Raw genomic sequence first — 20,812 nt, forward strand, 5'->3', positions numbered from 1 at the left:
GTCTGCGCATAAGGAGTGCGGTCATGTCTCGTTCCCGTGTCGGTGAAACAAGCGTTCCTTTCCGGCGCGCGATCAATCTGTCGATCGATTCAACGCTGATCGACGAGGCAAAGGCGTTGGATATCAACGTATCGCGTGTGTGCGAGGAAGCGCTGCGTGAACGTATTCGCGCCGAGAAGGGCGCGCGCTGGCTGGAGGAAAATCAAGCCGCGATCGAGGATTGGAACGCCTATATCGCCGAACATGGCTTGCCGCTGGAGCGTTATCGGCTGTTCTGATGGCACGGTTCGATGTCTATCGGCCGGGCACCGGCGAGGCGCTGTTGCTCGATTGCCAGGCCGATCTGTTGTCGAGCCTCGACAGTCGCTTCGTCGTGCCGCTGATGCCGCTGGGGTTCCTGGCGAACCCGTTCGGTCGGCTAAACCCCTTCTTCGAAATCGACAGCGTCCGCCTTGTCATGGTGACGCAATCCGCCGCCGCTGTCCCCGTCCGTGCGCTGGGGCGACATGTCGTGTCGTTGGCGCATGAGCAGGCGACGATCATGAACGCGCTCGACATGTTGCTGACGGGCTATTGATGCGCCGGCTCGCTGATCCTGCCGCGAGCGAGGCGTTCGGTGCGGCGCTGGCGGCGTGCGTCGTTCCGGGTGACGTCATCACGCTCTCCGGCCCGCTCGGCGCCGGCAAGACGAGCATCGCGCGCGGCCTGTTGGCGGCGTTGGGACTGACTGGCGAGGCGCCGAGCCCGAGCTTTGCGATCGTCCAGCCCTATGATCCGCCCGAGGTGCGGATTCCGGTGCTGCATGTCGATCTCTATCGCATCGACGATCCGGCCGAGCTCGAGGAACTTGGCCTTGACGAGGCGCGTAGCGATTCGGTGACGGTGATCGAGTGGCCCGAACATGCCCCCGGGCACTGGCCCGACGCCCTGGCCCTGACCCTGGCGATGCTGCCCGATGGTGCGCGCGCCTTGACAGCGCAGGTGCCCCCGGCTTGGGAAGCGCGATGGCGCCAGATATGATTCCCCCGGCCGGAGCGGTCGCTTTCCTCGCGGGCCATGGCTGGGGCGGGGCAACCATCCTGCCGCTCGCCGGCGATGCGTCGTTTCGCCGCTATTTCCGCATCGTCGACGGCGAGCGCCGCGCCGTTCTGATGGACGCGCCGCCGCCGCACGAGGATCCGCGCCCGTTCATCGCGATCGCCGAATGGCTGTGCGAGCGGGGTTTTGCCGCGCCGAAGATCCACGGCATCGATCTCGCCCAGGGCCTCGTGCTGCTCGAGGATTTCGGCGACGACCGGATGCGCGAGGCGGTCGATGCCGATCCGGCGCGCGAGACGATGTTGTACGAGACGGCGATCGACATCCTGATCGCGCTGCACGCCGAGGACGCGGTGGCGGCCGCGCCCTATGATCATGCCGTGCTGCGCCGCGAGGCCGACCTGCTGGTCGAATGGTATTGCCCGGCGATCGGCATCGAGGCGGACCTGGCGAGTTATCATGCGGCGTGGGACGCGGTGTTCGATCTCGCGCTGCCGTCGCGGCCTGTCACGGTGCTGCGCGACTATCACGCCGAGAATCTAATGCTCACCGCCAATGGGCTCGGCCTGCTCGACTTCCAGGATGCGCTGGCCGGGCATGCCGCCTACGACCTGGTCTCGCTGCTGCAGGATGCGCGCCGCGACGTATCGCCGGCACTCGAAACGACGATGCTCGATTATTATTGCGCGCGAGCGACGGCCGAGCCCGATTTCGACCGCGCCTATCATGTGCTCGGCGCGCAGCGGAACGCCAAGATCATCGGCATCTTCACGCGGCTGTGGCAGCGCGACGGCAAGCCGCGCTACCCGACGCTCTGCCCGCGCGTCTGGCGTTATCTCGACCGCGATCTCGCGCATCCCGCGCTGGCACCGGTCGCAGCGTGGTTCGATGCGACGATCCCGGCCGACAAACGCGGCGACCCGATGGTGATTGCCGCAGCATGAGCGCCAAGCGCACGCTTTCGATCCGGCCGGCCGCGCGCGGTGCGGTGCCGGAAACCGCGATGGTGATGGCCGCGGGGTTGGGCAAGCGCATGCGCCCGCTTACCGCAACCCGGCCCAAGCCGCTGGTCGAGGTGGCGGGGCGGACTCTGCTCGACCATGTGTTCGGGCGCCTGCGCTCGGCCGGGATCAAGCGCGCCGTGGTCAATGTCCATTATCTGGCCGACGCGCTCGAAGCGCATCTCAAGAACCGCGTGTCGGGGATCGAGATCGTCATATCGGACGAGCGCGGCAAGCTGATGGAGACGGGCGGGGGGCTGGTCCAGGCGCGCGCGCTGATCGGCGACAAGCCGTTCCTTGTCGTCAACAGCGACAATCTGTGGATCGATGGCCCGACCGACGCGATCCGCATGCTCGCCGCGCAATGGGACGACGCCAAGATGGACGCGCTGTTGCTGATGGTGCCGCTGGCGCGCGCGCACAACCATGGCGGGCAGGGCGATTTTCATCTTGCCGCCGACGGCCGCATCACCGGCCGACGCAAGCCGGGCCGCGTCGCGCCGTTCGTCTACACCGGCGTCCAGATCCTCTCGCCGCGACTCATCGCCGACTGGCCCGAGGGCCCGTTCTCCACGATGCTGTTCTGGGAGCGCGCGATTGCCGCCGGGCGCGCCTATGGCCTGGTCCATCAGGGGCTGTGGTTCGACGTTGGCACACCCCAGGCGATTGCAGCGACCGAGGCCCTGATCGCCGATGGATGAGCGCGATCATGGCCGCACCCGGCCCGCGCTCTACACCATCCCGGTTCATCGGGCCTTTGCCGATGCGCTTGCGGCAGGGCTGATCCGGCGCTTCGGTGCCGATCCGCTTGGCCTTGCGCGCGGGCTGATCTTGCTGCCCAACAACCGCGCCAAGCGTGCGGTGACCGATGCTTTCGTGCGGGCAAGCGGCGGAGGCCTGTTGTTGCCGCGCCTCGTCGCGATCGGCGATCCCAGCTTCGACGAGGCGGGCGGCGCCATGCTCGACCCCGCCGATGATGCTGCACCGGTGGCGCCGGCGATCGATCCGTTGCGGCGACGCCTGATCCTCGCGCGGCTGGTGAGCGAGGAACGGCGCCGCACCGCCCAGCCCGTCGACGCGGCCGAGGCGGTTAGGCTTGCCGGCGAACTGGCGCGCACGCTCGACCAGTTGCTGGTCGAGGATGTCGCACCGTCGCGACTAAAGGCGATCGAGCTCGCCGAGGAACTGTCGACGCACTGGCATCGTTCGCTTGCGCTCTTCAGTGCGGTCATCGAGCGCTGGCCGGCCGAGCTTGCGTGTCTCGGCATGGTCGATGGCGCCGCGCGGCGTGGCCTGCTGCTCGATCGTGCGGCCAGGAGCTGGCGGGTGCGGTCGCCGGCCGGCTTTGTCTGTGCGGCGGGCATCACCGACTCCGCACCTGCCGTGGCACGGCTGCTGCGCTGCGTGTCGGAACTGCCCGATGGCATGGTCGTGCTCGCCGGCCTCGCGACCGAGATGGATGAGCGCGAATGGCAATCGCTCGGGCCGCATGCCCCCGACCCGGCGACGGGTCGCCGGCGTCCGTCGATCGAGACGCACCCGCAATTCCATCTCAAGCTGCTGCTCGATCGCATGGGGGTCAATCGCGGCGAGTTCGAGGTGTGGCGTGAGGGTGGCGGCCATGACGCGACGATCGCGCGCGGGCGCGCCATCGCCAATGCCTTCGCGCCGGCCGATTTCACCGGCAAATGGACCACACTCGACGCCGACCAGCGGCGGCTGAGCGGGATCACCGCTGCCGAGCTGGCGACGCCGGCCGAGGAAGCACAGGCCATTGCGCTGGCGCTGCGCGAGGCGCTGGAGACCGAAGGGCGTACCGCCGCGCTGGTCACCCCGGATCGCGCGCTGGCGCGGCGCGTCGCGGCACACTGCGCGCGCTGGGGGATCGAAATCGACGATTCCGCCGGCCGCCCGCTGTCGCTGTTGCCGTCGGGCACCTTGCTGACCGCGCTCGCCGAAGCGGCGACGCAGCGTTTCGCGCCGCTCGCGTTGCTGACGCTGCTCAAGCACCCGCTGGTCCGCTTCGGCGCGCCGCGGCTGGCATGGCTCGATGGGGTGCGTGCGCTGGATCGTGCGTTGCGTGGTCCGCGACCGGCGGCCGGGCTGGCGGGGATCGACGATCATCTCGCCCATCCGCCCGAGCGCGAACGCGACCTTCGCGCGCGTGCCGCTTCGTGGTGGACCGAAGCGCGCGCGCTGCTGGCGCCGATCGAGGCGGTGTTCGATGCCGGTGAGCAGGATCTCGCCACGCTGGTCGCCGCGCTGCGCGAGGCGGCGCAGGCGCTGTGCGGCGATGCGCTATGGGGCGGGCCGGCCGGTCGCGCGGCGGCGATGTTGCTGTCGGGCCTCGAGGCCGATGCCGCCCATGGCCCGCCCACCATCGATCCGGCGAGCTTGCCCGGCCTGTTGCGCACGCTGATGGACGAGCAGGCGGTGCGGCCACCGCAGGGCGGACATCCGCGGCTCGCCATTTACGGCCTGATCGAGGCGCGATTGCAAACCGCCGACCTGATGATTCTCGGTGGCCTCAACGAGGGCGTGTGGCCGGGCAAGCCGGTGCCCGATCCGTGGCTCGCGCCGCGTATCCGCAGCGAGCTTGGCCTGCCCGGGCTAGATCGCCGCGTCGGGATCGCGGCGCATGACCTGGCCGGCGCGCTCGGTGCGCCGCGCGCGCTGATCACCCGCGCACGCCGCGACGCGACCCAGCCAGCGCTCGCCTCGCGCTTCTGGCTGCGTCTGCAAGCGCTCGCCGGCGAGCGCTTCGAGCGCGCCACCGCGCTCGAACACTGGACGCGCGCACTCGACGATCCCGGCGCGCCCGAGCCGGTCGAGCGCCCCGCGCCGGTGCCGCCGGCCGAACTGCGCCCGAAGCGCATCGCCGTCACCGATGTCGATCGCCTCAAGGCCGACCCCTATGCCTTCTACGCGCGCCGCATCCTCCGGCTGATGCCGCTCGATCCGGTCGATGCCGACCCGAGCGCGGCGTGGCGCGGCACGGCGGTGCATGCGATCCTCGAAGAATGGGCGCGTACCGATGACTGCGCACCCGAGAAGCTGCGGCCGCGCGCGCTGGCGATGCTGCGCGACGAGCGCACCCACCCGATGATGCGCGCGCTGTGGCAGCCGCGGCTGATCGAGGCGATCGACTGGATCGCGACGCGGATCGCCGAACAGGCGGCGAGCGGGCGCAATGTCCTCGCGGTCGAGCGCGACGGGCGGATCGACATTGCCGGGGTCACGCTGACCGGCAAGTTCGATCGCATCGACCGGATGCCCGACGGCACGCTGGCGGTGATCGACTATAAGACCGGCATGCCGCCGAGCGCCGCCGCGCTGCGTGCCGGGTTCAGCCTGCAGTTGGGCCTGCTCGGCCTGATCGCCGAGCGTGGCGGTTATGACGGCATCGCCGGCGCGGCGCGCTTGTTCGAATATTGGTCGCTCGGCAAGCAGCAGGATCGCTTCGGTTATGTCACCTCGCCGGTCGACCCGGCGGGGAAGGGGGGCAAGGACCTGCCCGAAGACTTCACCGCGCGTGCCGCGGCGCATCTCGTCGCCGCGATCGAGCTGTGGCTGACCGGCGACGAGCCATTCACCGCCAAACTGCACCCCGATTTCGCGCCCTATGCCGAATATGACCAGCTGATGCGGCGCGACGAATGGTATGGCCGTGAGCGGCGCTAGCGGCGCCCTGCCGCGGCTGACCGGGCAGCAGGGCCTGGCCAGCGCGCCGCACGGCCATGTCTGGTTGTCGGCCTCGGCCGGCACCGGCAAGACCCAGGTCCTCGCCGCGCGTGTGTTCCGCCTGCTGCTCGGCGGGGTCGATCCCGGCGCGATCCTCTGCCTGACCTTCACCAAGGCCGGCGCGGCCGAAATGTCGGCGCGCGTCAGCCAGCGGCTCGCCGCCTGGGTGCGCATGCCCGAGACCGAGCTGTTCCGCGATCTCGCCGCGCTCGACGAGGTGCCAGACGACGCGCTCGTTGCCCGCGCGCGCACGCTCTTCGCCAAGGTGCTCGACGCACCCGGCGGGGGCATCCGCATCCAGACGATCCATGGCTTCTGCCAGAGCTTGCTTTCGGCCTTTCCGGTCGAGGCCGGGCTGGTCCCCGGCTTCCGCCCGATCGAGACGCGCGAGGAGGCGGTAATGGCGCGCGAGGCGCTCGCGGACCTGCTGCTCGACGCCGATCGCGAGGGACGCGAGCGGCCGGTCGAGGCTATCGGCAAGCTCAGCGTGCGGCTCGGCGAGCAGGGCGCCGAGAATTTCCTGCTCGCCTGTGCGCGGGCGCCCGAGGCAATGGCTGCACTGCCGCTCGGCGATGGTATCGGCCCGTTCATCCGCCGCGCGCTCGATCTGCCGTCCGGCGATGTCGAGCAGGCGATCGTTACGGCGTGCGACGATGCGGCGTTCGATCATGAGGCGCTCGATGCGATCGGCGGGATGAACGCCAGCTGGGGCACCAAGGGCGGCATCGAGCGCTCGGGCCTGATCTCCGCCTGGCTGGAGCGAGATGCGGCGGGACGCGCGGCGACGCTCCACGAACTGCACAAGATATGGGCCAAGGCCGATGGCGACATGCGTTCCTTCGGCAAGGGCCAGGCACCGCAGGTCGACGACTATCCCGCTCTGGCGACAGGGTTGTACGACTATTGCGCCGGTCTGCTCGCGCTGCGCACTCGTGCAGCCTATGCCGATTTGCTTGCCGCCGCGCTCGACGTCGGGCGCGATTATGCCGCGAGTTATGACCGCGCCAAGCACCGGTTGGGCGCGGTCGATTTCGACGATCTGATCCGCGCGACGCTCGCACTGCTCGGCCAGCCGGGGATGGGCGAGTGGGTGCGCTACAAGCTCGACCAGAGCACCGAGCATATCCTGATCGACGAGGCGCAGGACACCAACCCCAGCCAATGGGCGATCGTACGTTCGCTCGCCGACGAATTCTTCGCCGGGCTCGGCTCGCATGACGAGCGGGCGCGGACGCTGTTCACCGTCGGCGACTTCAAACAGGCGATTTTCGGCTTCCAGGGCACTGCGCCCGAATTCTTCGCCGCGGCCGAAGCGCATTTCGGCGGCCTTGCCCGTGCGCTCGACGAAGGGCCGCCGTTCAGCCGGCTGTCGCTGACGCATTCCTTCCGCTCGACGCTGCCGGTGCTCGAATTCGTCGACGCCGCGCTCGACCTGCTGCCCGAACCCGGCCTCGGCCTGATGGCGATGCGCGAGCCGCATGCCAGCGAGGTCAAGGGTCCGGGTACGGTGACCCTGTGGCCGCTGGTCGTCGAGGGCGGCAGCGAGGAGGATCCGGAAAGCTGGGTGCCCGACGCGACGCGCGCACTCGCCACCAAAATCGCACGCGCGATCCGGCTGTGGCTCGACCAGGGCCTGATGCTCGAAAGCAAGGGCCGGCCGTTGCGCCCCGAGGACGTGATGATCCTGGTCAAGCGGCGCGGCGATCTCGCCTCGCTGGTCGTCGCGCGGCTCTATGCGGAAGGCGTGCCGGTGGCTGGGGTCGATCGGCTGCGGCTCAACGCGCCGCTGGGGGTGCAGGATCTGCTTGCGGCGATCCGCTTCGTGCTTCAGCCCGAGGACGATCTGTCGCTGGCATCGCTGCTGGTGTCGCCGCTGCTCGGCTGGAGCCAGGAGCGGCTGATGGCGGCCGCGCCGCGTGGTTCGCTCGGCCTGTGGCAGCATCTCCAGCGCAGTCAGGACGATGCGGCGCTGGCGCCGCTCCGCGCGATGCTCGCCCGCGCCGACATCGCCACGCCCTATCAGTTTCTCGAGGAATTGCTGTCGGGCAAACTCGATGGCCGGCGCAAGCTGCTCCACCGGTTGGGGCAGGAAGCGCGCGACCCGATCGAGGAACTGCTCGGTGCGGCCTTGCAGTTCGAATCGCTCGGCACGCCGTCGCTGCAGCGCTTTCTCGACTGGTTCGATCGCGGCGACGTCGAGATCAAGCGCGACCCATCGGCGCCGCTCGACGCGGTGCGCGTGATGACCGCGCATGGCGCCAAGGGATTGCAGGCACCGCTCGTCATCCTCGCCGACGCCGGCGTCGACCCGACGCGCTCGCCGCGCTCGACGCTCGCCTGGCAACCCGAGGGGTTTGATCACAAGATCCCCATTTTCGCGCCGCGCGCCGCCGAGCGTGGCGCGGCGCTAGAGACGCTGGCGGCCGAGACCGCGGCGCGCGAACTGGAGGAGCATTGGCGGCTGTTCTACGTCGCGGCGACCCGCGCCGAGGAGCGGCTGGTGGTCGCCGGTTCGCTCGGCCCGATGGCGCAGGGCGAGGCGCCGGCAGCGAGCTGGTATGCTGTCGCCGATCAGGCAATGGCCGCGCTCGGCGCGGCGCCCGACGATGCCGGAGTGAAGGTGTTTCGTGGCGCTCGGCCCGCCGCTGCGATCGTCGCCCGACCGCGCGACGCGCGCCCGGTCGAGCCGCTCCCGCCGCCACCCGCCTGGTCGCGCGCGTCGGCCCCGGTCGAGGCGCGCCCGCCGCGCCCGCTCGCGCCGTCGTCGCTGGGTGACGACGCCGTTGCCGATCCGCCGCCCACTCCGGCGATGCGCGCCGCCGCCGAGCGCGGGCGGCTGATCCACGCGCTGTTCGAGCGACTGCCGGCGATCGCACCCGGGGCGCGGCGCGCGGCGGCCGATCGCTGGCTGGCGCAGGCTGGCGGCGTAACCGACGCGGCCATGCGCGATGATATCGTCGCCACCGTCCTCGCCATTCTCGACGACCCGCGCCTCGCCGATCTGTTCGGCCCCGACGCGCTGGCCGAGGCGCCGATCGCCGCAGTGGTCGAGGGCGGCGTCGTGGTATCGGGCACGGTCGATCGCTTGGTCGTCGGCCCCGACCATGTCGCATTGGTCGATTTCAAGACCGGCCGCGCGGTGCCGCCGACGCTCGATGACGTGCCGGTCTATCATGTGCGGCAGATGGCGGCGTACCGCGCCGCGCTCGCAGCGATCTTCCCGGGACGCGCAATCACCCCCATATTGCTCTACACGAGCGGCCCGACCCTGTTCACGCTATCCGACGCTCTGCTCGACGCGCACAAGCCCGGCTTCGTGCCCGAACAGCAAAGCTTCGACATGCCGGGTTGAGCCGGCGTTACCGCCTCCCTAGATTGAACCCCGACACAGGAGATTTCCCCCATGGCTACCAAACAAGTTACCGATGCCAGCTTTCACGCCGACGTGATCAGCGCCGACAAGCCCGTGCTGGTCGATTTCTGGGCCGAATGGTGCGGCCCGTGCAAGATGATCGGCCCGAGCCTCGAGGAGATTTCCGACGAACTCGGAGAGCAGGTGACGATCGTCAAGCTCAACATCGACGAGAATCCCGATGCACCCGGCCGTTACGGCGTGCGCGGCATTCCGACGATGATCCTGTTCAAGGACGGCGCGCCCGCCGCGACCAAGGTCGGTGCCGAGCCCAAGGGCCGCCTCAAGGCGTGGCTCGAAGGCGAACTCGTCTGATCACGCGCGCTCTCGGCGCTGCAGCGCGCCGAGAGCGCAATTGTCTGCCGACCGGCCAGGCTCGCGCGGCCATGCCCCGCAAATTGCCGAAGAGCATGATGCTCGTGGATTTTGCAGTCTGCACAATCGCGCTTGCTTGTAGTTAAAATATTGCGTGTTTCCTTATTCTTGGCTAACCTTCTCGCGGCCGCTGCGCACCTGCCGCGGCCACTGGGGGGAGCCTAAATGAAGAAGTTCATCGCCGGCGCGGCCATGGCCGCGCTCGTATCCACATCCTTGTCGGCACAGTCGGTTGCGACCGGGCAAGCCGCCGCCACGCCGGCACCCGTAGCCGCGGTGGCCGGCCCGCTGACGCTCAGCGCCGGAACCCCGATCACGCTCGTCGTTACCCGCGAAGTGAACAGCAGCACGCAAAATGCGGGCGACACTTTCCCGCTAACGGTGCTGAACGACGTTCGGGTCGGCGAAACGGTCGTCATTCCGCGCGGCACGCCGGCAGAGGGTGAAGTTACCTGGCGCACGGGCAAGGGTGCGTTCGGGAAGTCCGGCAAGCTCGAATTCTCGGTGCGAAGCATAACGCTCAACGGTCAGGCAATCCCCGTCTCCGGCGATTATCGTCAGGAGGGTGAAGGCAATACGATCGCGACGGGTGTCGGCATCATTGCTGTCGGCGTTTTTGCGGGCTTCATTACCGGCAAGCGTGCCAGGGTGCCGACCGGCCGCGAGCTGCTCTCGCAAACCGTTCAGAGCGTGCAGTTCGGCGCCGACGGCCGTCTCGACCCCTCCTATGACGGTCATGCCGCCATGGCCGCTGCGGCGCTGAACACGCCGATCGGCAAGTGCAAGGCGCAGGCCGCGACCGTGGCCGACGCGCGCAAGCAGAAGAAAGCACTCGAGCTTTGCTACAGCAAGCGGATGGAATGATTTTGCCGGGGGCGGCGGTGCTTCGGGCAACGCTGCCTCGGTTCTTCGCTAGAATTGCGCAAGCCGAAGAAGCGCTAACTGCGATAATCGGCGTTGATCGAGATATAGCCATGGGTCAGGTCGCACGTCCACACGGTCGCGCGGCCTGATCCCAGGCCCAGATCGACGCCGATCTCGATTTCACGTCCCGCCAGATGCGCCGCAACCGGTGCCTCGTCATAACCCTCGACCGCCAGCCCGCCCTCGGCGACCTGCGTATCGCCGAAGCGGATCGCCAGCCTGTCGCGCTCGGCCGGCTCGCCAGCCTTGCCGACCGCCATCACGACGCGACCCCAATTGGCATCGCCGCCGGCGATCGCGGTCTTGACCAGCGGCGAGTTCGCCACCGACATGGCGACGCGGTGCGCGCTGGCGTCGCTGTCCGCGCCCGTCACCTGGATCTCGATCAGCTTCTGCGCGCCTTCGCCGTCGCGTACGACAAGCATGGCGAGCTGGTGGCACAGATCGGCGAGTGCGGCGCGAAAGGCATCGGCACCGTCGCTGTCGTCACCGCTTAGCGGCGCATTGCCCGCCTTGCCCGTCGCGAAAGCCAGCACGGTGTCGCTGGTCGAGGTGTCGCTGTCGACCGTAATGCACGAGAAGCTCTTCACATTCGCCGCCGACAGCGCCGCTTGCAGGAAGCCGGGGGTTGCGGCGGCATCGGTGAAGATGAAGCCGAGCATCGTCGCCATGTCGGGCATGATCATGCCCGACCCCTTGATGATCCCGACCAGCGTGACCGTCCGGCCGTCGACCACCGCTCTGGCGACCGCGCCTTTGGCATAGGTGTCGGTCGTGCCGATCGTCGTCGCGGCATCCTGCCAGCCACACGGCGCGGCGGCGAAGGCGGCATCGAGCCCGGCCTCGGCCTTGGCGATCGGCAACGGCACGCCGATTACCCCGGTCGACGCGACGAACACGTCGGACGGTTGGCAACCGAGATGCGCGGCGGTCCGCGCCGCAATCGCCTCGACCGCAGCGCGCCCGCGATGGCCGGTAAAGGCGTTCGAATTGCCGGCATTGACCACCAGCGCCCGCGCCTCACCCAGTACCAGCGCCTTGCGGCACCATTCGACTTCGGGCGAAGGGCACTTGCTCTGCGTCAGCACGCCCGCGACCGCCGTGCCCGGGTCGAACGCGACGAAGGTCAGGTCGCAGCGATCCCACCTCTTGTAACGCGCGCGCGCGACGCGGGGCACGACGCCAGCGACCGGCGGCGCATCGGGAAAGGGCAAAGCGAGGGGTGACGTGGCGGATGACATGGTCGGCGTCCGTGATATGGGGACCGGAAAAGGGGGAAGCTGATGAACGTGCGCGGCAGATATGCGGTGACGGCGATGCTGGCAATGATCCCGGCCGTCGCGGGTGCCGTCGACCTGCCGCGCTGGTCGTTACCGCATATCGGGGTGCCCGTCGTCCCCGCGCTGCCGAGGGTTCCCGTTCCCGTACCGCTCCGCTTGCCCGAGCCCGGGGTCGTATGGCCGGCGCCGCTGCCGCAAGATGCAACGCGCCCGAAGATAATCGGCAATCCGGGCGAGTATTTCGGCGAAAATGCCTATCCGCCTGCCGCGGTCCGTGCCGGCGAGCAGGGCCGCACCGTCGCGCGGGTGCTGGTCGACGAGCATGGTAGTCCATCGGCGTGTCATGTCGAAGCAAGCAGCGGTTCTGTCGAACTCGACACGGCGACATGCCGCATTGCGCGGGCGCGGCTGCATTTCGTGCCCGCCCATGATGCCCAAAACAACCCACTGGCCAGCAGCTATTTGTTGCCGGTGCGCTGGGTATTGCCGGAGCCGGACCCTACGCCGCGCACCGCATTCTCCCGGGTGACGCGCGCGGAATTGAGCGCCTCGGGTACGGTCATATCTTGTACGACGACTGCTATTGGGGCGGGCTCCGGCAGTTTCGACGGGGATTTTTGCGCCGAGATGCGGAACGAGTCGGCGATCGGCAAACGGGTGGTCGCGACGAGCGGCGGCAAGCGTACGATCTTGTGGATGCAGCTGGCGGTGACATTCGATGGCGACGCGCCGTTTCGAGAGGAGCACAAGCATGTCGGCCGCAGCGTTATCGGGATCGGACGATTCCATTTAAGCATCGCCAGGGATGGCATTGTTACCGCGTGCGAGGTGGTCGAGCAGGCGGGGGCATTCGCTTCGGCGCCGATCTGCGATAACAGGTTCGATCGATACACGTCTGTTACGACGGCAGAAAAAGGCGCGGCGACCGTTCTCTTCTCCTTCAGCACGACACCGGCGCCGGCGGTTGCCGCGGCACCGGTGCGTAAGGGCGCTCATCGCGCAAGGCGCGGCGCTTACCGTGTGCGCTGAGTATCGAACACCACGCTCAGCGGATGACAAAGCCGGCGCCGGTGATAAGGGTTGTGCGGAGCTAGCAAGGTGATCGCAATGGGAATTCGTGGGCAATTTGGGTTGATGCTGGCGCTGGCGATCGTGCCGGCGAGCGCTTTGGCAAGCGACAAGGCCTCGCCGCCGCACGTCGTCGGCAACGCCGGCAGCTATTTCGGCCCCGACGCCTATCCGCCCGAAGCGCTGCGCGCGGGCCAACAGGGACGCGTCATCGCGTCCGTCGCGGTCGATGCCGGCGGCACGCCGACCGGCTGCACGACGGCCACATCGAGCGGTTCGGCGTCGCTCGATACCGCGACCTGCGCGATCGCCATGGCCAAGATTCATTTCACGCCAGCGCTCGATTCGCGCGGTCGACCGACAACGGGCAGCTACAATCTCGCGGTCCGCTGGGTATTGCCGGTCGACGACAGTCCGGCGGCGCAGAAAGTCATCACCTTCGGCGGAACGCCCGCGGCGCCGGTGTGCGCGACGGTCGTGGACGGTGCGGCGCGCCACCTGGTGCCCGGCACGTGCCGCGCGCTGGTCGACGCGCTCGTTGCGCAGGGCGCGAATCTGGCGGAGGTCCGCGTCAGCATCTTCGTCGGCGCGAGCGATCTTCTGCCGCCCGGCCAATAGCGCGGCTGGACGCGCCGCACCCGACGCACTACATCGCGCGCAGCGATGGAACTGATCCTTCTCCTGACTGCGTTCTTCAGCGCGATGACCGGCGTCATTACCGGTGCGCGCGCGGCTGATCTGCGACCCGGCCAGGCTGTGGTCGCAAGCAGCGTGGTGCACAAGGTTGTACCCGCGGCTGCCGTGAAGGCCACGCTGCGGCCGATGGCTGGCTACACCGCCCTGTCGGCCCACCGCGATGTCGTTATGACGACCGCCTTCGCGATCGTGGCTGCCGTGCCGCTTTATGTGAGCCGCCTGCGCGTCTAGCCGCAGGGTCTCGCGGCTGCGGCCGCAAATCCGTTTCGCATTCTCTGTGGTGCCGACCCATGACTGGGGGCGCCGATCCCCCATGACTTAGGAATTCCCCATGCTCGGCGGCCTTGCCAAGACCCTGTTCGGTTCGTCCAACGAACGCTACGTCAAGTCGCTCAGCGGTTTGGTGAACAAGATCAACGGTTTCGAACCCATCGTTTCGGCGATGAGCGATGCCGATCTGTCCAACCAGACGGCGGTGTTCCGCGAACGCCTCGCCAATGGCGCCGGGCTCGACGACCTGCTGCCTGAGGCCTTCGCCACGGTGCGCGAGGCGGCCAAGCGCACGTTGGGGCAACGCCATTACGACGTGCAGATGATCGGCGGCATCGTGCTCCACCGCGGCGAAATCGCCGAGATGCGCACCGGCGAGGGCAAGACGCTCGTCGCGACGCTCGCCACCTATCTCAACGCACTGCCGGGCACCGGGGTGCACGTCGTCACCGTCAACGATTATCTCGCCGCGCGCGATGCCGGCTGGATGGGCCAGGTCTACCGCTTTCTCGGGCTGACCGTCGGCGTGATCGTGCCCAACCTGTCCGACCAGCAGCGCCGCGACGCCTATCATTCGGACATCACCTACGGCACGAACAACGAGTTCGGCTTCGATTATCTGCGCGACAACATGAAATATGAGCGCGCCTCGATGGTCCAGCGCCCGTTCAATTTCGCGATCGTCGACGAAGTCGATTCGATCCTGGTCGACGAGGCGCGCACGCCGCTGATCATTTCCGGCCCGACCGACGACAAGTCCGACCTCTATCGCAGCGTCGACATCGTCGTGAAGCAGCTCGCGCCCGAGGATTACGACAAGGACGAGAAGCAGAAGTCGATCGTCCTGACCGAGGACGGCACCGAGAAGGTCGAGCGCATGCTCGAGGCCGCCGGGCTGCTGCAGGGCGCGAACCTGTACGATTTCGAGAACACGCAGGTGGTGCATCACCTCAACCAGGCGCTGCGCGCCAATGTGATGTTCAAGCTCGACACCGACTATATCGTCAAGGACGGCAAGGTCATCATCATCGACGAATTCACCGGCCGCATGATGGACGGCCGGCGCTGGTCGGAAGGCCTTCACCAGGCGGTCGAGGCCAAGGAAGGCGTCGAGATCGAGGCCGAGAACCAGACCATGGCCTCGATCACCTTCCAGAATTATTTCCGCATGTATCCCAAGCTGTCGGGCATGACCGGCACCGCGGCGACCGAGGCAGCCGAATTCTACGACATCTACAAGATGAACGTCGTCACCATCCCGACTAACGTGCCGGTGAAGCGCGTTGACGAGGAGGACGAGTTCTACAAGTCGACGCAGGACAAGTTCGCGGCGATCGCCAAGAAGATCAAGGTCCATGCCGAGCAGGGCCAGCCCGTGCTGGTCGGTACCGTCTCGATCGAGAAATCCGAGCTGCTCAGCGAATTCCTGCATCAGGAAAAGGTCCCGCACGAGGTGCTCAACGCGCGCCAGCATGAGCGCGAGGCGCACATCGTCGCGCAGGCCGGGCGCAAGGGCGTGGTGACGATCGCCACCAACATGGCCGGCCGCGGTACCGACATTCAGCTCGGCGGCAATGTCGAGTTTCGCGTCAATGACGAGCTCTCTGCCATGCCGGAAGGCCCGGAGCGCGACGCGGCGATCGCCCGCATCAAGGCCGAGGTCGAGGCCGAGCGCCAGGAAGTGCTCGCCGCCGGCGGTCTGTTCGTGCTCGGCACCGAGCGCCATGAGAGCCGCCGCATCGACAACCAGCTGCGCGGTCGCTCGGGCCGCCAGGGCGACCCCGGTCTGAGCCGATTCTATCTCTGCCTCGACGACGATCTGCTGCGCATCTTCGGGCCGGACACGATGTTCGCCAAGATGATGCGCTCCAACATCGGAGATGGCGAGGCGATCGGCTCCAAATGGCTCTCGAAGGCGATCGAGACCGCGCAGAAGAAGGTCGAGGCGCGCAACTACGACATCCGCAAGCAGGTCGTCGAATATGACGACGTGATGAACGACCAGCGCAAGGTCATCTACGAGCAGCGTTCGGACATCATGGACGCCGACACGGTCGGCGAGGTGGTCGAGGACATGCGCGCCGAGACCGTCAACGCGATCGTCGGTGATGCCTGCCCGCCCAATTCCTATCCCGAGCAGTGGAATGTCGAGGGCATGAAGGCCGCGCTGCTCGATACGCTCGCGATCGAGGCGCCGATCGACGATTGGCTCAAGGAAGAAGCGATCGACCCCGAGCTGGTCGAAACGCGCGTCCGCGCGCTGGCCGACGCGGCGATTGTCGAAAAGGCTGCGCAGCTCGAACCCGAGACTTGGATCCAGGTCGAGAAGTCGATCCTGCTGCAAAATCTCGACCATCACTGGAAGGAGCATCTCGCGACGCTCGATGCGCTGCGCCAGGTGGTCCATCTGCGCGCCTATGCGCAGAAGACGCCGATCAACGAGTATAAGCAGGAAGCCTTTGCGCTGTTCCAGCGTATGCTCGAGGCGATCCGGGTCGATGTCACGCGGACCATCGCGCATGCCCGCTTCCAGCTCGAGCCGCCGCCGTCACTGCCCGAACTGCCGGCCTTCATCACCCAGCATTTCGATCCTTTCACCGGCGACGATGACAGCAACGATATCGACGGCGGTTCGCTCGGGCTGGTGACCACGCGGCTGCCACCGCTGTCGATCCCGCAGCCCGACGGCTCGGATTTCGGATCGAATCCGGAGGAATGGGAAGGCAAGGTCAGCCGCAACGCGCCATGCCCCTGCGGCTCCGGGCGCAAGTACAAGCACTGCCACGGGGCGATCTGACTGGTTCCCTTAGCCCCTCCTCTTCAGGGGAGGGGTTGGGGGTGGGGCCGTGCCGCAAACGAAGCGCTCTGGGATAAGCCCCACCCCAACCCCTCCCCTGAAGGGGAGGGGCTTGAGCCAGTGGACCTAGTATTACTTCGGCAGCACGATCGACGGGCCGATATGGTCGATCACCGCATGGGCGTCGAACGCGCGGACATTGTCCTTGGGCTTGGGGCCGCGGCCGATGATGATCTCGGCGCTGGCCTCATATTTGTCGACCGTCTGGATATCGACGTTACGATCCCAGAAGGGATCGCCGAAGAACGGGTCCCAGCTGCGCCAGCCATAGCCGCGGCCGAAATAGCGCCAGCTCGGCCCCCAATAGCCGCCCCAGCCGCCATAAGGGCCGCCAAAGCTCGGTGTGGTGTAGCTGCGCGAGCTGTGATCGGTGTTGCGATCGGCCATGATGAAATAGTCGCCGCCCTGCTGCACCGTCAGTTCGGCAGCGCGGTACAGCAGATATTTCTCGACCGTGTCGCGTGACGTGTAGCTGTTGCCGCTGAACGTAACCTCGAAGCGGTCGGGCTCGATCTGATGATCGCTATAGCCGACCCGCGCGAACCCGGTGCCGGTCGCCGGTCGATAGGCCGTCTCGGTCGCGCAGCCCGCGACCAGCAGCGCGCCCGATGCCAAGGCGCCGAGCAGGATGATGCGTTTCGATTTCGTGGACATTGTTCTCAGTCTCCGTGCGACCCGTGCGGCGAACCGCCTCGTTGTAGCGATGGCTAGTGGAACGCAGGATGAACGGAATCGCTCCCGATGTCATTCTTTCTCCACGCAATCGGGCATTGTGAGGAGGGGTCTGCGCCCGGACCAGCCAGCCCCCCGGCGCAAGGGTGGCATTAGTGGCGCCGATCATGAACATCGGACGACCTGGATAGGCGGCGATCGGCATTGTTCGTTCTCGCTGCGATCGCGCGCACGACGCTGCTTTGCCCAGCCCCACTATATTTACCGCGCGCTTTCTGCTCGTCTGTCGGCTGACCCGGCGAGGCGGGCACCAGTTTTCGGCAAGCTGCTGTGATGACGGAGGATTGACTGTGAAAGCGTCGGATCTCTTTGTGCGATGCCTCGAGGCGGAAGGTGTCGAATATATCTTCGGCGTGCCCGGCGAGGAAAATCTCGACTTTCTCGACAGTCTCTCGCGCTCGAAGATCAGGCTGATCCTGACCCGGCACGAACAGGGCGCCGGCTTCATGGCGGCAACCTATGGCCGCCACACCGGCAAGACCGGCGTCTGTCTCGCGACGCTCGGGCCGGGGGCGACGAATCTGGTGACGGCTGCCGCCTATGCCACGCTCGGCGGCATGCCGATCCTGATGATCACCGGGCAGAAGCCGATCAAGAAATCAAAGCAGGGCCGCTTCCAGATCCTCGACGTCGTGGCGATGATGGGTCCGATCACCAAATATACCCATCAACTGGCCAGCGCCGACAACATCCCCAGCCGCGTGCGCGAATCCTCCCGCCTTGCCGAAGAGGAAAAGCCCGGGGCGACGCACCTCGAATTTCCCGAGGACATTGCCGAGGAACAGACCGACAGCCAGCCCTTCGTGCCCAGCCTCGCGCGCCGGCCATCAGCCGACGTCAAGGCGGTCCGCGCCGCGGTCAAACGGCTCGAGGCGGCGCGCTCGCCGATCCTGGTGCTCGGGGCAGGCGCCAACCGCAAACTCACCGGGCGCATGCTGCTGCAGTTCGTTGAAAAGACCGGCATTCCTTTCGTGACGACGCAGCTCGGCAAGGGCGTGATCGACGAGACCCATCCCAAATTCCTCGGCTGCGCGGCGCTTTCCGCCGGCGACTTCGTCCACCGCGCGATCGAGAGTGCCGACATGATTGTCAATATCGGACACGACGTCATCGAAAAGCCGCCCTTTTTCATGAAGCCCGGATCGGCGGCGGTGATCCATGTTTCCAACCGCTCGGCTGAGATCGATCCGGTCTATTTTCCGCAGATCGAGGTGATCGGCGATATCGCCAATGCGATCTGGCAGATGAAGGAAGATATCGTCCCGTCGCCAAGCTGGTCGTTCGAGGCGATGGGTCGCGCGCGCGCCGCCGAGGTTGCGCACACCGCGTCGCTTGACGGTGATCAGCGTTTTCCGATCGCGCCGCCCTATCTCGTACGGATCGTCCGTGAGGTGATGCCGGCGGATGGCATCATCGCGCTCGACAATGGCGTCTACAAGATCTGGTTCGCGCGTAACTACCCGGCGCGACAGCAGAATACCGTGCTGCTCGACAATGCGCTGGCGACGATGGGGGCTGGGCTGCCTTCGGCGATGGCCTCGGCGATGGTCTATCCCGGCCGCAAGGTCATGGCGATTTGCGGCGATGGCGGGTTCATGATGAACAGCCAGGAAACGGAGACGGCGGTTCGGCTCGGGCTCAACCTTACCGTGCTGATCCTCAACGACGGCAGCTACGGCATGATCCGCTGGAAACAGGCCAATATGGGCTTTGCCGATTTCGGCCTCACCTATGGCAACCCCGATTTCGTCAAATATGCCGAAGCCTATGGCGCCTTCGGCCATCGGGTCGAGAATGCGGAACATTTGCGCGATCTGCTGCGTCATACGCTTGCCACGCCCGGTGTGCATCTGATCGACTGTCCGGTCGATTACAGCGAGAATGACCGCATCCTGAATCACGAGATAAAACAGTTGAGCGCGGCGGTTTAACCCGGGCAGCGGCGTAGACGAGGAGCCGGGCGCATGGTCCAGTTGCAGCAACAATATCCGCTCTACCTCAACAACAAGGCGGTGCAGTCCAACGCCGATCTGGCGGTGACCGACAAGTTCACCGGCGAGGTGGCGTTCCGCGTCGCCCAGGCCGACGCGGCGACGATCGACGCCGCGATCGCCGGGGCGGTGCGCGCCGCCGGGCCGATGGCGCGGCTCGCATCCTATGAGCGCCAGGCGGTGCTGCAGCATTGCGTCGATCGTTTCCGCGAGCGTTTCGACGAACTGGCCTATGCGCTGTGCGTCGAGGCCGGCAAGCCGATCAAGGATTCCGAAGGCGAGGTTACCCGGCTGATCGATACCTTTCGCATCGCCGCCGAGGAAAGCGTGCGGATGACCGGCGAGGTCCAGCCACTCGACATTTCGCCGCGTGCCCGCGGTTATCAGGGGATGTGGAAGCGCGTGCCGATCGGCCCGTGCAGCTTCATCTCGCCGTTCAATTTCCCGCTCAACCTCGCCGCGCACAAGATTGCGCCGGCGCTTGCGGTCGGTTGCCCGTTCGTCATGAAGCCGGCCAGCCGTACGCCGCTGGGGGCGATCCTGATGGGCGAGGTGCTGGCGGAAACCGATCTGCCCGAAGGCGCCTTCTCGATCCTGCCGGCGCACCGCGAGGGCGCCGATCTCTTCACCACCGACGAGCGCCTGAAATTGCTGAGCTTCACCGGCTCGCCCGCGGTCGGCTGGGATCTCAAGGCGCGTGCCGGCAAGAAGAAGCTCGTGCTCGAACTCGGCGGCAACGCGGCGGTGATCATCGATGCCGATGCCGATCTCGACGATGCGCTCGACCGTGTCATCTTCGGCGCCTTCTACCAGTCGGGGCAGAGTTGCATCGGGGTGCAGCGCATCATCATCCACGCACAGGTATATGATCGCTTCCGCGACATGCTGGTGGAGCGCACGCGGACGCTGAAGGCAGGCGACCCCAAGGATCGCGCGACCTTCATCGGCCCGATGATCTCGGAAGGCGAGGCCAGCCGGCTCGACGGCTGGATCCAGCAGGCCATCGCGCGTGGCGCGCGTTTTGTGCGGCGGCAAGCGCGAGGGCGCGATGCTCGAGGCGACCCTGCTCGAAAATGTCGACCGCGACGCCGACGCCTATCGCGAGGAGGCCTTTGGTCCGCTGGCGATCCTGTCGCGTTTCGAGCGATTCGAGGACGCACTCGACGAGGTCAATGACAGCAAGTTCGGGCTGCAGGCCGGCGTGTTCACGCGTGACCTGTTCAAGATGTTCGATGCGTGGGACCGGCTCGAGGTCGGCGGCGTCGTGATCAACGACGTGCCGAGCTACCGCGTCGACAACATGCCTTATGGCGGGGTGAAGGATTCGGGGCTTGGCCGCGAAGGCGTCCGCTTCGCCATGGAGGACATGACGGAAATCAGGAATCTCGTCATCCGGCGGCGCTGAGGCAGCCTGTTCCGACCGCGCT

16 protein-coding genes and 1 pseudogene are annotated in these 20,812 nt (G+C 67.0%); 15 read left to right on the top strand and 2 right to left on the bottom strand.

What is annotated here, in order from left to right:
- Positions 1-23 precede the first annotated feature (23 nt).
- The 9 genes from U1839_RS04060 (at position 24) to U1839_RS04100 (ending at position 10,431) form a co-directional block, all read left to right on the top strand.
- Positions 24-278 carry a type II toxin-antitoxin system CcdA family antitoxin gene (locus U1839_RS04060; RefSeq protein ID WP_332802395.1) on the top strand — a complete coding sequence of 85 codons (255 nt, stop codon included), beginning with the start codon at positions 24-26 and terminating at the stop codon, positions 276-278.
- Positions 278-577: a CcdB family protein gene (locus U1839_RS04065; RefSeq protein ID WP_332802396.1), complete on the top strand. Its 300-nt coding sequence runs from the start codon at positions 278-280 to the stop codon at positions 575-577. The genes U1839_RS04060 and U1839_RS04065 overlap by 1 nt, the downstream gene beginning before the upstream one ends.
- Positions 577-1,020 (top strand): tRNA (adenosine(37)-N6)-threonylcarbamoyltransferase complex ATPase subunit type 1 TsaE, encoded by a 444-nt coding sequence (gene tsaE, locus U1839_RS04070; RefSeq protein WP_332802397.1) that lies wholly within the window; start codon positions 577-579, stop codon positions 1,018-1,020. Before U1839_RS04065 ends, tsaE begins: the two co-directional genes overlap by 1 nt.
- On the top strand, positions 1,017-1,982 hold the full coding sequence (locus tag U1839_RS04075; RefSeq protein ID WP_332802616.1) for an aminoglycoside phosphotransferase family protein: 966 nt from the start codon (positions 1,017-1,019) through the stop codon (positions 1,980-1,982). Before tsaE ends, U1839_RS04075 begins: the two co-directional genes overlap by 4 nt.
- Positions 1,979-2,740, top strand: a complete 762-nt coding sequence (locus U1839_RS04080; protein ID WP_332802398.1) for a nucleotidyltransferase family protein — start codon at positions 1,979-1,981, stop codon at positions 2,738-2,740. The genes U1839_RS04075 and U1839_RS04080 overlap by 4 nt, the downstream gene beginning before the upstream one ends.
- On the top strand, positions 2,733-5,720 hold the full coding sequence (addB, locus tag U1839_RS04085; RefSeq protein ID WP_332802399.1) for a double-strand break repair protein AddB: 2,988 nt from the start codon (positions 2,733-2,735) through the stop codon (positions 5,718-5,720). The genes U1839_RS04080 and addB overlap by 8 nt, the downstream gene beginning before the upstream one ends.
- A complete protein-coding gene (gene addA / locus U1839_RS04090) occupies positions 5,701-9,132 on the top strand; it encodes a double-strand break repair helicase AddA (RefSeq protein WP_443030564.1) in 3,432 nt (1,143 codons plus the stop codon). The genes addB and addA overlap by 20 nt, the downstream gene beginning before the upstream one ends.
- A 51-nt stretch (positions 9,133-9,183) precedes the next feature.
- A complete protein-coding gene (gene trxA / locus U1839_RS04095; RefSeq protein WP_332802401.1) occupies positions 9,184-9,507 on the top strand; it encodes a thioredoxin in 324 nt (107 codons plus the stop codon).
- A 225-nt stretch (positions 9,508-9,732) separates the two neighbouring features.
- Positions 9,733-10,431: a hypothetical protein gene (locus tag U1839_RS04100; RefSeq protein WP_332802402.1), complete on the top strand. Its 699-nt coding sequence runs from the start codon at positions 9,733-9,735 to the stop codon at positions 10,429-10,431.
- A gap of 74 nt (positions 10,432-10,505) precedes the next feature.
- Here the strand turns inward: U1839_RS04100 and argJ are convergent, their stop codons facing one another.
- Complete coding sequence (argJ, locus tag U1839_RS04105) at positions 10,506-11,732, bottom strand: bifunctional glutamate N-acetyltransferase/amino-acid acetyltransferase ArgJ (protein ID WP_332802403.1); 1,227 nt, start codon at positions 11,730-11,732, stop codon at positions 10,506-10,508.
- A 42-nt stretch (positions 11,733-11,774) separates the two neighbouring features.
- Between argJ and U1839_RS04110 the strand changes: the two genes are divergently transcribed.
- The 4 genes from U1839_RS04110 (at position 11,775) to secA (ending at position 16,602) form a co-directional block, all read left to right on the top strand.
- Complete coding sequence (locus U1839_RS04110; protein WP_332802404.1) at positions 11,775-12,800, top strand: energy transducer TonB; 1,026 nt, start codon at positions 11,775-11,777, stop codon at positions 12,798-12,800.
- 78 nt (positions 12,801-12,878) lie between these two features.
- A complete protein-coding gene (locus U1839_RS04115) occupies positions 12,879-13,457 on the top strand; it encodes an energy transducer TonB (RefSeq protein ID WP_332802405.1) in 579 nt (192 codons plus the stop codon).
- 45 nt (positions 13,458-13,502) lie between these two features.
- The gene (locus tag U1839_RS04120; RefSeq protein WP_332802406.1) at positions 13,503-13,766 is read left to right on the top strand and encodes a hypothetical protein; all 264 of its coding nucleotides are present in this window, start codon (positions 13,503-13,505) and stop codon (positions 13,764-13,766) included.
- Positions 13,767-13,866: 100 nt separating this feature from the next.
- The gene (gene secA, locus U1839_RS04125) at positions 13,867-16,602 is read left to right on the top strand and encodes a preprotein translocase subunit SecA (RefSeq protein WP_332802407.1); all 2,736 of its coding nucleotides are present in this window, start codon (positions 13,867-13,869) and stop codon (positions 16,600-16,602) included.
- A gap of 132 nt (positions 16,603-16,734) precedes the next feature.
- On the opposite strand, the gene U1839_RS04130 is transcribed toward secA, so the two are convergent.
- The gene (locus U1839_RS04130; RefSeq protein ID WP_332802408.1) at positions 16,735-17,316 is read right to left on the bottom strand and encodes a CC0125/CC1285 family lipoprotein; all 582 of its coding nucleotides are present in this window, start codon (positions 17,314-17,316) and stop codon (positions 16,735-16,737) included.
- Between the two features lie 362 nt (positions 17,317-17,678).
- Here U1839_RS04130 and U1839_RS04135 point away from each other — a divergent pair, with 362 nt between their 5' ends.
- Together U1839_RS04135 and U1839_RS04140 are read left to right on the top strand one after the other, a co-directional pair.
- Complete coding sequence (locus tag U1839_RS04135; RefSeq protein ID WP_332802409.1) at positions 17,679-19,325, top strand: acetolactate synthase large subunit; 1,647 nt, start codon at positions 17,679-17,681, stop codon at positions 19,323-19,325.
- Between the two features lie 33 nt (positions 19,326-19,358).
- A pseudogene (locus U1839_RS04140) lies at positions 19,359-20,790 on the top strand (aldehyde dehydrogenase family protein).
- Positions 20,791-20,812: the final 22 nt, after the last annotated feature.

Source organism: Parasphingomonas halimpatiens, from assembly GCF_036663795.1.
Classification (GTDB): Bacteria; Pseudomonadota; Alphaproteobacteria; order Sphingomonadales; family Sphingomonadaceae; genus Sphingomonas.